11 protein-coding genes are annotated in these 13,776 nt (G+C 73.6%); 1 reads left to right on the forward strand and 10 read right to left on the reverse strand.

Translation table 11 applies throughout. From position 1 onward, the window contains the following. Positions 1-107: 107 nt before the first annotated feature. The 3 genes from D476_RS0118530 to lnt form a co-directional block, all read right to left on the reverse strand. On the reverse strand, positions 108-890 hold the full coding sequence (locus tag D476_RS0118530; RefSeq protein WP_040726630.1) for an HAD-IIA family hydrolase: 783 nt from the start codon (positions 888-890) through the stop codon (positions 108-110). Positions 891-1,032: 142 nt separating this feature from the next. Beyond that, the gene (locus tag D476_RS0118535) at positions 1,033-1,620 is read right to left on the reverse strand and encodes an FxsA family protein (RefSeq protein ID WP_017625427.1); all 588 of its coding nucleotides are present in this window, start codon (positions 1,618-1,620) and stop codon (positions 1,033-1,035) included. 88 nt (positions 1,621-1,708) lie between these two features. Beyond that, positions 1,709-3,364 (reverse strand): apolipoprotein N-acyltransferase, encoded by a 1,656-nt coding sequence (lnt, locus tag D476_RS0118540; protein ID WP_017625428.1) that lies wholly within the window; start codon positions 3,362-3,364, stop codon positions 1,709-1,711. 924 nt (positions 3,365-4,288) lie between these two features. Here lnt and D476_RS0118545 point away from each other — a divergent pair. Then, positions 4,289-5,512 (forward strand): ABC transporter ATP-binding protein, encoded by a 1,224-nt coding sequence (locus D476_RS0118545; protein ID WP_017625429.1) that lies wholly within the window; start codon positions 4,289-4,291, stop codon positions 5,510-5,512. 72 nt (positions 5,513-5,584) lie between these two features. Here D476_RS0118545 and D476_RS0118550 read toward each other — a convergent pair whose 3' ends face one another. The 7 genes from D476_RS0118550 to D476_RS0118580 all read right to left on the reverse strand — a co-directional run. Continuing rightward, on the reverse strand, positions 5,585-6,520 hold the full coding sequence (locus D476_RS0118550; protein WP_017625430.1) for a carbohydrate ABC transporter permease: 936 nt from the start codon (positions 6,518-6,520) through the stop codon (positions 5,585-5,587). Continuing rightward, positions 6,517-7,932: a carbohydrate ABC transporter permease gene (locus D476_RS0118555; protein WP_017625431.1), complete on the reverse strand. Its 1,416-nt coding sequence runs from the start codon at positions 7,930-7,932 to the stop codon at positions 6,517-6,519. The genes D476_RS0118550 and D476_RS0118555 overlap by 4 nt, the downstream gene beginning before the upstream one ends. A gap of 121 nt (positions 7,933-8,053) precedes the next feature. Then, entirely contained in the window at positions 8,054-9,358 is a 1,305-nt protein-coding gene (locus D476_RS0118560) for an ABC transporter substrate-binding protein (RefSeq protein WP_017625432.1), read from the reverse strand. Then, positions 9,351-10,598: an ABC transporter ATP-binding protein gene (locus D476_RS0118565; RefSeq protein WP_026123637.1), complete on the reverse strand. Its 1,248-nt coding sequence runs from the start codon at positions 10,596-10,598 to the stop codon at positions 9,351-9,353. Before D476_RS0118565 ends, D476_RS0118560 begins: the two co-directional genes overlap by 8 nt. A gap of 275 nt (positions 10,599-10,873) precedes the next feature. Then, positions 10,874-12,022, reverse strand: a complete 1,149-nt coding sequence (locus D476_RS0118570) for an acyl-CoA dehydrogenase family protein (RefSeq protein WP_017625434.1) — start codon at positions 12,020-12,022, stop codon at positions 10,874-10,876. A 537-nt stretch (positions 12,023-12,559) separates the two neighbouring features. Then, complete coding sequence (locus tag D476_RS0118575) at positions 12,560-12,748, reverse strand: hypothetical protein (protein WP_239648754.1); 189 nt, start codon at positions 12,746-12,748, stop codon at positions 12,560-12,562. Positions 12,749-12,906: 158 nt separating this feature from the next. Continuing rightward, positions 12,907-13,776, reverse strand: an 870-nt coding sequence (locus tag D476_RS0118580) for a glycosyltransferase family 4 protein (RefSeq protein ID WP_017625436.1), incomplete at its 5' end; no start/stop codon positions are given.

A 13,776-nucleotide genomic window follows, 5' to 3' on the forward strand; every position in this document is an offset into this window, starting at 1 on the left:
CGGCGGCCCGGTTGACCGGGCCGCCGCCCCTTCGCGTGTCCCCGTCCGCCGCGGCCCGCCCCGGCGGCCCTGCCGGGGCTGCCCTGCCGGGGCGGCGGGGCGGCCGGTCACCCGGAGCCGGCGCCTCCGGTGCCGAAGGGGTCGGCGGTGATGCCCACCAGGTCGGCCACCGAGTTCATCACCTTGGTGGGCCGGTAGGGGAACAGGTCGGCGGTGTCCCGGTCGGAGATGCCCGACAGCACCAGGACCGTCTTCAGGCCCGCTTCAAGGCCCGACCGCACGTCGGTGTCCATCCGGTCGCCGATCATCAGCGTGGACTCCGAATGCGCGCCGATGGCGCGCAGCGCCGAGCGCATCATCAGCGGGTTGGGCTTGCCCACGTAGTAGGGGTCGCGCCCGGTGACCCGCTCGATCAGGGCGGCGATGGCGCCGGTGGCCGGAAGCGAGCCCTCCTGGCTGGGGCCCTTCTCGTCGGGGTTGGTGGCGATGAACCGCGCCCCGTTCTCCACCAGCCGGATGGCGCGGGTGATCGCCTCGAAGCTGTAGGTGCGCGTCTCGCCCAGCACGACGTAGTCGGGGTCGCGGTCGGTCAGCACGTAGCCGACGTTGTGCAGGGCCGTGGTCAGCCCCGACTCCCCCACCACGTAGGCCGACCCGCCGGGGCGCTGCTCGTCCAGGAACCGGGCGGTGGCCAGTGCGGAGGTCCAGATCGACTCCTCGGGGATGTCCAGGCCGGTGCGCTTGAGGCGCGCCCGCAGGTCCCGAGGCGTGTAGATGGAGTTGTTGGTCAGCACCATGAATCCGATGCCGCTGTCGCGCAGCTCGGAGACGAAGGCGTCGGCGCCGGGGACCAGGTGCTCCTCGCGCACCAGCACCCCGTCCATGTCCATGAGGTAGTTCCACCGCGGTTCGTTGCTCACGCCTCAATTGTCCCCCGAGCCACAAGTGGATGCGCCGGGGACACCCCTGAAACGCCTGGTTCGCCCGTCCGGCGGGCGGTCCGGGGCTCCGGGCGGCGGTTCCGGCGGGTCCTCAGCCCGCGGTGCCGGGCTCCTCGCCCGGGTCGACGACCCGGCCCCGGATGACCTTGCCGCTGCCGGGGGAACGCCCCGCCCCGTCTCCGGAGGCCCCGGGCGCACCGGTGCCGGAAGGGGCGAACGAGCCGGGCACCACGGTCACGCCCATCGCGCGGGCGCGGCGGTCGGCCCAGGCGGAGAAGGCCCAGCGCAGCGCCGGGCGGGTGAAGGGCAGCGCCAGCAGCCCGCCCACGGCGGCGGTGATGAACCCGGGGATGAGCAGGAGGATGCCGCCGACCATGAGCATCAGGGCGCTCAGCATGCCGTCGCGGGAGCGGGCCGAGTCCCCCTGGCGCAGCGCCTCGGCCATGGCCCGCGGGTCGCCCCCGGCGTCCCGGTAGGCCTGGGCCTGCACGCGCAGGGACTCCTCGAACTCGCGGAAGGCGCGGGTTCCGGCGCGGCGCAGCACCAGCACGCCGACGGCGGTGAACGCGAACAGCAGGGCGACGGTCCAGGGCACGCCGATCCAGCCGCCGACCGCGATCATCAGCCAGATCTCGGCGAACGGCAGCGCCATCAGCGCCAACACGATCAGCAGGGGCATGGGCACCATCCTCGGCGTCGCGGTCTTCGCCTGGGACAACGCTTGCGGGCGGCGCGGCGTTCCCGCACCGGGCGGACCCGCGCCCGGCTCACACCCGGTTCTCACCCTGCGGCGCGGCCGCCCGGCCGGCCGCCCGGCGGCGGCGCGCCGCCACGGCGGCACCGGCCAGGGCCCCCAGGGCCAGGGCGGACAGGGCCGCCTCGGGCAGGGCGCCCAGCCGGGTGGCGGGGGTCAGCCCCTCCTTCGCGGGCAGCTCGGCGACCTGCCAGGCGCGTTCGGCTTCGGGCGAACGGTAGGCCACCGACCCGTCCGGGTCGACGAAGGCGCTGACCCCGCTGGTGGCGGCGACCACGGCGGGGCGGCCGTGCTCCACGGCCCGCAGCTGCGTGATGGCGAGCTGCTGGTCGGACTGGCCGGTGAAGTTGTAGTTGGCGTTGTTGGTGGGCACGGCGATGATCTGACCGCCCTCGGCGACCGCCTCGCGCAGCGGCTTGTCGAAGGCCACGTCGAAGCAGATGGCGGTGGCCAGCGTGGTGCCGCCGATGGGCAGGGCGCCCGGCTCGGTCCCGGGGACCCCGTCGCTGCCGACCTGCCGGAGGCGGCTGACGAACCGGGTGAAGAAGTCCCGGTAGGGGATGTACTCGCCGAAGGGCACCAGGTAGCGCTTGGTGTAGTGGCCGCCCGGCCCCTCCCCGGGGGTCCACACCACGCTGCGGATCTCCCGCTCGGTGCCGTCGTCGCTGTAGCGGGTGATGCCGAAGAGCAGGGGCGCGCCGATGCGCTCGGCGGCCCGGTCGATGAGGGCGGCCGCCTCGGGGTCGGCGTAGGCGTCGAGGTCGCTGGCGTTCTCGGGGAGCACGACCAGGTCCGGCCGCTCGGCCCGACCGGCGTCCACGGCCTCGGCGAGCTCTTCGACGGTGTCGACGTGGTTCTGGAGCACCTGCATGCGCTCGCCGAGGATGTCCATCTCGCCGACGTTGGGCACGTTGCCCTGGATGAGGGCGACGGTGACGGTGTCGTCGGTGGCCGGGGCCGCGATGCGGGGCGCCGCGGCGCCGAACAGGGGGACGGCGACCGCCCCGGCCAGCAGGGCGGCGGGCACCGCCAGGGCGCGCGGGCCCACCCCGTGGGCGCGGGCGCGGACCGCTCCGAGCACGGCGGCCAGAAGCAGGGTGCCGCTCAGGGCCACGGCGAAGGAGGCCAGCGGCGAGGACCCCAGGGCGGCGTAGCCGGAGAAGGGGGTGTCGGGCTGGGCGAAGGCGAGCTTGCCCCAGGGGAATCCGCCGAGCGGGAAGCGGGCGCGCACCGCCTCCTGCAGCACCCACACGGCGGCGGTCCACACGGGCCATCCGGGCAGCCGCGAGACGGCGGTGATGCCCATGGCCATGGGGACGAAGTAGACGGTCTCGGCGGCGGCGATGAGCAGCCACACGTCGGCGCCGAACACGTTCTGCCACTGGATGAGCGGCACCATGAGCACGGCGCCGGAGAGCAGGCCGAGCCAGGCGGCGCGGCGGAGGCGGACGCCGATCAGCGCCCATCCGAGCAGGGCCACGGCGAGGGGGCCGAGCCACCACAGGCCGTAGGGCGGCAGGGCGAAGAGCTGGGCCAGCCCGGCCGCCGCGGCCGCCGCGGCGCGCAGCAGGGCGGTGCGGCCGGGGCGGGGGCCGTGCGCGGAGGGGGCGGGGTCCGGCGGTGCGGGCCCGGTGCCCTCGGCGTCGGAGCGGGTGCCCTCGGCTACCACGTGCGGCTCGCTTTCCACCTGCGTCCCCGTGGCCCTGTGCCGGGCCGGGGAGGGCGCGCGGCCGGTCGGCCGCCGACGCCGGGACGTCTGCTCTGCGGAGAGGGGGATGGCGTACCGGGGCCTGCGGCCCGGTACGGCGCAACAGTACCACCCGCCTCTGCGGCGCCCCAGGGGGCGCCCGGCGGGCGCGGGCCGTCGAGCGGCCGGGGAGGACCGGGGGATCGCCGCCGCGTGACCGGGCAGGACGCCCGGCGCGGGGGTGCCGCGGCCCGGAGTCCCCCGGCCTCCCCGCGCCTTTCCGCCGTGCGGCGGGCGTCCTCCCGGACGGCCGCCCCGTCGGGGCGGGGTATGGGGGGACGCGGAAAAGGCCCGAAAGCACCCTTCGGACCGGATCCGTCTCGTCGGCGGCGAGCGCGGAGACCGTTGTCTACTGGATGTTCGGGCCTTTTCCGGGTCCAACCCCCCGCCCGGTCGCGGAACCCCGGCGCCTACCCGCCCTCCGAGCGCACCTGGTGCGTGGTGCGGCGGCCGGTGGGGCACGCGCCGGACCGCTCGACCGGTCCGTCCAGTGCTGGACTGGTCAGTAGATTACCCAGACTCCGGTCCCTCCGCTGCAACCACCGCCGCCCGTGTCGGGACCGCGGCGCCGGAGCGGACCGGCGCGGGCGCGCGAAGCGTCCGGAAAGGGACAACCGCCGACAGGCTAACGCACCCTGACGATTCGGCGCCACTTCACCCACAGGTCCTCACCCGCCCGCCACCGCCCGCGCCCCGCCCCTTCCGCTCCCCCGCCCCACGGTGACCGAAATCGGATCGAAACCGATCCCGCTATCGACAGGAACCGGCCGATCGTGTTCGATGTGATCGAAACGTCAGGTCGGATCGATCACGAGATCGGTCAATCACGGACACGGGAGCCCGAGCATGGCGAAAATCGTCCTCGACGGGGTCGACAAGGTCTACACGGGCGGCGTCAAGGCCGTCGACGACCTCAACCTGGAGATCGCCGACGGCGAGTTCATGGTGCTGGTCGGCCCCTCGGGCTGCGGCAAGTCCACCGCCCTGCGGATGATCGCCGGCCTTGAGGAGATCACCGCCGGCGACCTGGTCATCGGCGAGGAGGTGGTCAACGACCGCCCGCCCAAGGACCGGGACATCGCCATGGTGTTCCAGAACTACGCCCTCTACCCGCACATGTCGGTCGAGCAGAACCTGGCCTTCGGCCTGAAGCTGCGCAAGGTGGCCAAGCCCGAGATCCAGCGCCGGGTGCAGGAGGCCGCCGAGATGCTCGGCCTGGAGCCCTACCTCAAGCGCAAGCCGGCCGCGCTCTCCGGCGGCCAGCGCCAGCGGGTGGCCATGGGGCGGGCCATCGTCCGCGAGCCCCAGGCCTTCCTCATGGACGAGCCGCTGTCCAACCTGGACGCCAAGCTGCGCGTGCAGATGCGCGCCTCCCTCAACCAGCTCCACGAGCGCCTGGGCGTCACCACCGTCTACGTCACCCACGACCAGGTCGAGGCGATGACCCTGGGCGACCGGGTGGCAGTGCTGCGCGAGGGCCGCCTGCAGCAGGTCGACACCCCCAAGAACCTGTTCAACAACCCGGTCAACCTGTTCGTCGCCGGGTTCATCGGCTCGCCCGCGATGAACTTCGTCGGCGCCGAGCTGCAGCGCGACGGCGACGGCGCGGTGATCAAGTTCGCCGACCACACCATCAACGTGCCCGCCGGGGTGGTGGCCTCCCGCGACGGGCTCAAGGACTACTTCGGGCGCCAGCTGATCCTGGGCATCCGCCCCTCCGACTTCGACGACGCCGCCCACGCCCCGCACGAGGGCGCGCACATGCGGGTGTCCGCCGACGTCACCGAGGAGCTGGGCACCGAGATCAACGTGATCTTCAGCGTCGACGCCCCGCCGGTGCAGCACGAGGAGGCCGCGGCGCTGGCGGCCGACGCCGCCGGTGACGGCGACGAGGGCCCCGACTCGGCGCAGCTCCCGCTGGCGGGCGACAAGTCGGTGTTCACCGCGCGGGTCAACCCGCGCAGCGAGGTGCGGCCCGGGCGGCCGCTCGACCTGTCGGTGGACGTCACCCAGCTCCACTTCTTCGACAAGGACAGCGGCCTGGCCATCGGCCACCCCGACAACCGCTGAGGCCCGCAGGGTCGCCGGGCGGGCCGGAGCCGGTCCGCGGCCGGGCGGGGGCACGGCGCCCCCGCCCGGCCGCTACTTGACCGCGCCCGCCATGACGCCCTGCACGAAGTAGCGCTGGAAGGCGAAGAACACCACCAGCGGCACCACCATGGAGATGAAGGCGCCCGAGGCGATCACGTCGATGTTCGCCCCGAACTGGCGCATCTCGGCCTGCAGGGCCTTGGTCATGGGCTGGTTGGCGGCGTCGGCGAACACCAGCGCCACCAGCAGGTCGTTCCACACCCACAGGAACTGGAAGATCGTCAGCGAGGCGATCGCCGGTCCGCCCAGCGGCAGGATCACCCGCCGGAAGATCGTCAGCTCCCGCCCGCCGTCCATCCGCGCCGCCTCCAGCAGGTCCCGGGGGATGGCCGCGAAGAAGTTGCGCAGCAGGAAGATCGCGAACGGCAGCCCGAACCCCACGTGGAACAGCACCACACCCGTGATCGACCCGTAGATCCCGGCCCCGCCGTAGAGCTGGGCGATCGGCACCAGGGCCACCTGGATGGGCACCACCAGCAGCCCCACCACGCCCAGGAAGAGCCAGTCCCGGCCGGGGAAGTCCATCCAGGCGAACGCATACCCCGCCAGTGCGGCGATCGCCACGATCAGCAGGGTGGACGGCACGGTGATCAGCACCGTGTTCCAGAACGACCCCACGAAGGTCGGGTTGTCCAGCAGCCCGGCGTAGTTCTCCAGGGTCAGCTCGGCCGGGCGGGCCAGCACGGTCCACCACCCCGAGGAGGCGTTGTCGGCCGGGGTGCGCAGGCTGGACACGAACAGGCCCAGCGTGGGGACCAGCCAGAACAGCGCGATCAGCACCAGGACCAGCTGGACCGCGCCCGAGCCCAGCCGGGCGGCCGCCCGCGCGGCCGCCGACCGGCGGGGCGCCCCCTCGGCGCCGTCGGGTCCGGGCAGCGGGTCCGGCCCCGTCCCCGGGGGCGCCGTGGTCGCAGCGTCGTCGCTCATGAGTTCTCCCGGCGGAACCGTCGGATCTGGAACACCATCGCGGGCACGACCAGCACCAGCAGGAACACCGCCAGCGCGCTGCCCAGCCCCTGGTCGTTGGCGCCGAAGGCCACCCGCCACATCTCCACCGCCAGCACGTTGGCGTCGGCCTGCACCGACCCGGGGGCGATGACGAAGACCAGGTCGAAGATCTTCAGCACGTAGATCATCAGGGTCACGAACACCACCATCAGCACCGGTGACAGCAGCGGCACGGTGACCCGGCGGAAGACCTGCCACTCGGTGGCGCCGTCCACCCGCGCCGCCTCCAGGGCGTCGCGGGGGATCGCCGACAGCCCCGCGGCGATGAGAACCATGGCGAAGCCCGCCCACACCCACAGGTAGGCGCCGATGATGGCCGGGGTGACGACCGTCGGCCCGAGCCAGGTGACGCCCCCGTAGGGCTCGGTGAAGTCGCGGGGGTCCAGCTCCACGGTGTAGGCGCCGTCGGCCACGCCCGTGAAGGAGAAGGTGCCGTCGCCCGCGGTCTCGGTGGTGGCGGCGGTCGCGCCGTCGGCGCCGACGAGGCGCACCCCGATGCCGGGCAGCCCGCGCTCCTCGGGGTCGACGGCCCCCTCCCTTCCGCCCCCGCCCGGGGTGAAGTCCAGCCAGACGGTGCCCACGACCGCGTCGGGGGCGACCGCGTCGGGCTCCAGCGCGGGCTCGGCCGAGCCGGGCAGCTCGTCGGCGGCGGTGCCGACCAGGGGCACCAGCGGGGGCGGCCCTCCCGGCCGCACCGTCCCCTCGAGCCGGTATCCGCCGTCGTCGGCGGCCACCACGCCCGATCCCTCGCGGGGGCCCGCGTCGGGGTAGTCCCCGGCCGGGGCGACGGTGTCCTGCACGGTGGTGATGACGGCGTTGGCCAGCCCGCGCTCGGGGTCCTGCTCATAGACGAGGCGGAAGATGACGCCCGAGGCCAGGAAGGAGACCGCCATCGGCATGAAGACCACGAGCTTGAAGGCGGTGGCCCAGCGGATGCGCTCGGTGAGCACCGCGAAGATCAGCCCGGCGACGGTGACCGCGATGGGCGCGACCACCACCCACACCACGTTGTTGCGCAGCGCCACGAACGTGGGCGGATTGGTGAACATCCGCACGTAGTTGTCGAGCCCCACGAACGTGGTGCCGGGGGCGTCCCACAGGCTCCGGTAGACGGAGAACCCGATGGGGTAGAGCATGTAGGCGCCCAGGAAAAGCAGGGCGGGCAGCAGGAAGGCCAGCGCCATCCAGCCGGGCGGGCCCAGCGCTCCCGCGCGCCCGGGCTCCTGTTCCCCGGGGCCGTTGTCCCCGGGCCCGGGCGGCTCGTTGGCCCCGGGGCCGTGTGCGGTGGTGGCGGCGCCGCCTGTGTCCGGCGGCTGGGGGGTGGGGGCCATCGCTGTGCGGCGCGGCCCGCCGGTGGACGCGCCGCGCGCCCTCCTCTCCGGTTGTCCGTGGTGCCGAAGGGGCGGCGGGCCCGGCGGCCCCGGGGTGCGGGGGCCGCCGGGCCCGGCCGGGTCAGGACGCCTCTTGCGCGGCGTCCTCCAGGTCTTGGGCGGCCGCCTCGGGGTCGCCCGGGTCGCGCAGGAAGTCCTGGAGCACGGCCCACATCCCGCGGCCCTCGGTGGCGCCGAACCGGCTGGGCACCTGGTCGGACATGTCGTAGCGGACGTCCTCCCCGGCGTCCAGCACGGTCTGCGAGAGCTGCCGGGTGAAGTCGTCGGCGTAGGCCTCGGGCTCCACCTGGGAGTTGGCCGACAGGTAGCCGCCCAGCCCCGCCCAGGTGCTCTGGGCCTCGGCCGAGGCCAGGTAGGCCAGCAGCTCCTGGGTGCCCTCGTTCTCGCTCATGGCCACCGCGATGTCGCCGCCGACGACCACCGGGGCCGCGTCGCCGACCGCGGGGAAGGGGAAGGCCTGGGCGGTCTCGCCGACGGTCGCCCCGGCCTCGGCGGCGCTGGCGGCCACGAAGTCGGCCTCGTAGACCATGGCGGCGTCCTGCTGCCCGTAGACCTGGGTGACGCAGGTGGGGAAGTCGGTCTGCACGGCGCCGTCGGTGCCGCCGGCCATGTAGTCCTCCTCGCCCCAGACCTGGGCCAGGGTCTCCAGCGCCTCGACCACCGACTCATCGGTCCAGGGGATCTCGTGCGCGGTGAGCCGGTCGTACTTCTCGGGCCCGGCCTGGGACAGGTAGACGTTCTCGAACCAGTCGGTGAGCGTCCAGCCCGAGGCCCCGCACATCGCGAACGGCGTCTCCCCGGCGTCGGAGAGCGTGGATGCGGTGGTGCCCACCATGTCGTCCCAGGTCTGCGGGGGCTGCACCCCGGCGGCGTCGAAGGCCTCGGGGCGGTACCAGACGATCGACTTGTGGGCGGCCTTGAGCAGGATGCCGTAGGGCTCGCCCTCGACCGAGCCGAGGTCGCGCCAGTAGTCGGTGTAGTTCTCCTCCAGGGCGGCCGCGGCGTCGCCGGACAGCGGCACCAGGGCGTCCTGGGCGGCGTACTCCTCCAGCAGTCCGGGCTGGGGCAGCAGCGCCACGTCCGGGGGCTCGCCCGCCTCGATCTTGGGGCCGAGGTAGGCCCCGGTGTCCTCTCCGGTGGGCTCGTATTCGACGGTGGCGCCGGTCTGCTCCTCGAAGCCGCGCAGCACCTCGACGAAGTTGTCCTGCTCCACTCCGGTCCACTTGGCGGCGACCTTCAGCTGCACGCCCTGCAGGTCCCCGCCGCCCGGGGCGCCGCCGTCGCCGGGAGCGCACCCGGCCGCCAGCAGCGCGCCCGCCGCGGCCACGGCAACGCCGCCGCGCAGCCTCCACGCGTGTTCAGTCATCGCCCACCTCTCTGGAGTCCGATCGCCCGGGTTCCCCCCAGATCCCGGCACCGCTGTCAGGGTCGAAGAAGTACAGTCGCCCGGTGTCCACCCGGATCCGCACCGGCCGCCCCTCCGCCACGCGTGAGCGGGGGCTGAACTTGGCGATCATCGCGCCGCCGCCGGGGGCGGGCGCGTCGTCGGCCCCGGCGTCCCGGGCCAGTTCGCGCGTGTCCTCGGTGACCACGGGCGGGGCGGCGACGGCGAAGTGCACCAGCAGCTCCGCGCCGAGCGCCTCCACCAGGTCGGCCGTGGAGGAGAGCACCGCCGCGCCGCCGCCGGAGGCGCCCGCGGCCGCGGGGCCGTCCAGGTCGGCGTCGTCCATGTCCTCGGGGCGGATGCCCACGGCGATGTCCCGGCCGAGGTAGCCGCGCAGCGCCGGGCGCTCGGCCAGCAGCGCGCGGGGGACACCGAGGGCCTGGTCGCCGAGGTGGAGGAGGGCGGCGTCGCCGTCGCCCTCCAGGCGGCCCTGGAGCAGGTTCATGGCGGGTGAGCCGATGAACCCGGCGACGAAGAGGTTCACGGGGCGCTCGTAGAGCTCCTGGGGCGGGGCGACCTGCTGCAGCACGCCCTTCTTCATCACCGCGACCCGGTCGCCCAAGGTCATCGCCTCGACCTGGTCGTGGGTGACGTAGACGGTGGTGACGCCAAGGTCGCGCTGGATGCGGGAGATCTCGGCGCGCATCTGCACGCGCAGCTTGGCGTCCAGGTTGGACAGCGGCTCGTCCATGAGGAAGGCCTGGGGGTTGCGCACGATGGCCCGCCCCATGGCCACCCGCTGGCGCTGCCCGCCGGACAGGTTGCGGGGCTTGCGGTCGAGGTGGTCGGTGAGGCCGAGGGTGGCGGCCGCCTTGGCGACCCGTTCGGCGATCTCGGCCTTGGGCATGCGCCGCAGCTGCAGGCCGAAGGCGATGTTGTCGCGGACGGTCAGGTGCGGGTAGAGGGCATAGCTCTGGAAGACCATGGCCACGTCGCGGTCGCGGGCGGGCACCCGGTTGACGGTGCGCCCGCCGATGGCGACGGTGCCGCGGCTGATCTCCTCCAGCCCGGCCACCATGCGCAGTGCGGTGGTCTTCCCGCACCCGGAGGGGCCGACGAGGACCAGGAGCTCGCCCTCGGCAATGTCCAGGCTCAGGTCGTCGACCGCGCGCGTACCGTCCGGATAGATCTTGTACACGCCGTCCAAGCGGACTCTCGCCACGTTGCGCCTCCACCCGCCCCGATCCGTGCGGCGCGCCGCCCCCTCCTCTCCTCAGGGACGGGCGGGCCCATCGGGGGTGGGGACACGCTGTGCCGTGGGCCACATCGGCTCACGCCATTGTGGTATCAGGCAATGTCCCGCCTTAATAGTGATCGGCGGCCCCCTGTTACGAATCTGTTTTCCTCACCGCAAACCGGATGCCGCGCCCGTGGCCGGTTGCGGCCGCGCGGGCGCGGTTCGGTCGCACGTCGGGCGGGTCCGGGCGCGCCCGGGGGTCAGCGGGCGCCGGTCAGGGCACGGCCGATCACCATCCGCTGGATCTGGTTGGTGCCCTCGACGATCTGCAGCACCTTGGCCTCGCGCATGTAGCGCTCGACGGGGAAGTCGCGGGTGTAGCCGTAGCCGCCGTGCACCTGGACGGCGTCGGTGGCGACCTGCATGGCCGTGTCGGTTGCGAAGAGCTTGGCCATGGCCGCCTGGGTTCCGAAGGGGCGCCCGGCGTCGCGGCGGCGGGCGGCCGCCAGGTACAGCTCGCGGGCGGCCTCCACCTTGGTGGCCATGTCGGCGAGCATGAACGACAGGCCCTGGTGCTCGGCGATGGGGCGGCCGAACTGGTGGCGCTCATTGGCGTAGTCCACGGCGGCCTCCAGTGCGGCCTGGGCCAGGCCCACCGCGCAGGCGGCGATGCCCAGCCGCCCGGAGTCCAGGGCGGACAGGGCGATGGAGAACCCGGAGCCCTCCTCCCCGACCAGGGCGTCGGCGCCGACGCGGGCGCCGTCGAAGCGGACGACGGCGGTGGGCGAGGCGGACATGCCCATCTTGTGCTCGGGGGCGTCGGCGGCCACTCCCCCGGTGGAGGCGGGCACGTACAGGCAGCTGATGCCGGAGGCCCCGGGGCCGCCGGTGCGGGCGAAGAGGGTGTAGAAGTCGGCACGGCCGCCGTGGGTGATCCAGGACTTGGAGCCGTCGACGGTGTAGCCGGAGGCATCGGCCCGTGCCCGGGTGGACAGGGCCGCGGCGTCGGATCCGGAGTGGGCCTCGGACAGGCAGTAGGCGCCGAGGAGGTCGCCGCCGAGCATGTCCGGCAGCAGGCGGGCCTTCTGCTCCTCGGATCCGAACGCCGCCACCGGGTAGCAGGACAGGGTGTGCACGCTGAGCCCGAGCCCGACGGCGAGCCAGGCGCTCGCCAGCTCCTCCACGGCCTGGAGATAGACCTCGTAGGGCTGGTCGCCGCCGCCGTACGCGGAGGGGTAGGGCAGCCCGAGCAGCCCGGAGCGGCCCAGCAGGGCGAACAGGTCGCGGGGGAACGCGGCGTTCTCCTCCCCCTCCGCCGCACGCGGGGCGACCTCCTTGTCCGCCAGGTCGCGGACGAGTTCGAGGAGGTCTCGCGCCTCAGAGGTGGGCAGCGTGCGCTCAACGGCCATTTCGTTCCCTACCAGCTCGCACGGGGACGCCGATTTAATTGGTCGTCCTACTACATGGTGACATGCCGCACTGTAGTCCATACCCGTCCGCCAGGGGAGAAGTGGGGCAGAAGGAGCGCGGGCGCGGTCGAAGGCCGCCCTCAGAGGGCGGTCTTCGACCGCGCTCCAGCGAGGAGGCCCTTGGGTGCGCGCGGCGAACGACTTCGCTTCCGCCTGCCCACCGATGCTCAGGCGCCACTGGTAGCGCCCCGGGGCGATTCCGGGAGGGCGACCGATCTCCCCCTCGCCCACGTGACGAAGCTGAGGCGTTCCCTCATCCACTGGTAGGACGACCGACCGCCCGTCTCTCGGCCGCACAACTCCAGCTCGAACGGGAGCTTCTGATAGGCACGGCCCCAGGGGGTTTCGAGCACAACCGCAATGACGTGTGGAGCAGTCGGCCCCCTGCGAACGAGCCGACTCCAAGCAAACAGACCTAGGGGGTCCGTCAGCGCTGCATCGCACACAGGATGAACTGAACCTCGATCGGGGACGCCATCAGCACACTTCGGCCACGTTGCCGCCCTGGACGGTCCCGGTCTCGCCCACGGTCGGCCTGTCACGCAGATGCAGGTGGGCGTTGAATCCCAGAGCAGGCGGCTCGGTCAGGCGCTTCTCACCCCGTTCAAAGGCTTTGAGGACCTCCCCGGCCGGTTCATCCTCTTCATAGAAGTCGTTCCTGTCCATGCCCTTCATCATGCCTCCCCCCTGCCCGCCAAAGGTCGGGGCGGGTAGGCGCTTCCGAGGTGGTGATTGGGTCGCTCCCCCTGTGTCCGCCGGGTAGAGCACGATGAGGACGCTCTCGCCGCGAACACGGGACTTCACCAACGCTCGGGGGCCGACGCTCAGTCCATCAGCAGCTCTTCAAGCCGCTCCGCGGCGCCCTGCCAGGTCCAGGTGTGTTCCACGCGCCTGCGGCCCTCCTCGCCCATCGCCTTGGCCGCCGGGCCGGCGCCCGCCACCTGGATGATCCGCTCGGCGACCTCCTTGGCGTCGCCGCCGTCCACCACGTAGCCCGTCCTGCCGTGCGCCACCGTCTCCGGGGCTCCCCCCGACGAGCCCGCGAGCACCGGCAGGCCGCTCGCCGCCGCCTCCAGGAAGACGATGCCCAGCCCTTCGGCCTCGAAGCCGAGCCTGCGCGTCCGGCACGGCATGGCGAACAGGTCGGCCGCCGCGTAGTAGGGCGGCATGGAGCCGTGCGCCACCGGACCGGCGAAGACCACCGCCTCCCGCACACCGGTCCACTCCGCCAGCCGCCCCAGCCGCTCGCGGTCCGGCCCGTCGCCGACCACCAGCAGCCGCGCGTGCGGGAAGCGCGCCCGCACCCACGGCATCGACTGGATCAGCACGTCGACGCCCTTGCGCGGAACCAGCCGGGAGGCGCTCAGCACCACCGGCCCCTCCCCCAGCCCGTGGCGGTCACGCACCTGGGAGGGGTCTCCCCCGGGCCGGAACAGGCCGGTGTCCACGCCCGGCGCCAGGCGCGCCATCCGCTCGCGGGCGGCGGGCGACAGGGCGGGCGCGATCGCGTCCCGGGTGTAGCCGCCGATGTAGGTCAGGTGGTCGGCGCCGTCCCCGATGCGCCGCAGCGCCCTGCGGGTCCCCGGAAGCCGCGCCCACCACGCCTCGTGCCCGTGGGTGAGCCCGACGACGCGCCGCACCCCGCCCTCGCGCCGCAGGCGCCCCGCCATGAGGCCCAGGGGCGCGGCCGCGCC

The organism is Nocardiopsis chromatogenes YIM 90109 (genome assembly GCF_000341185.1).
GTDB classification, from domain to species: domain Bacteria; phylum Actinomycetota; class Actinomycetes; order Streptosporangiales; family Streptosporangiaceae; genus Nocardiopsis_A; species Nocardiopsis_A chromatogenes.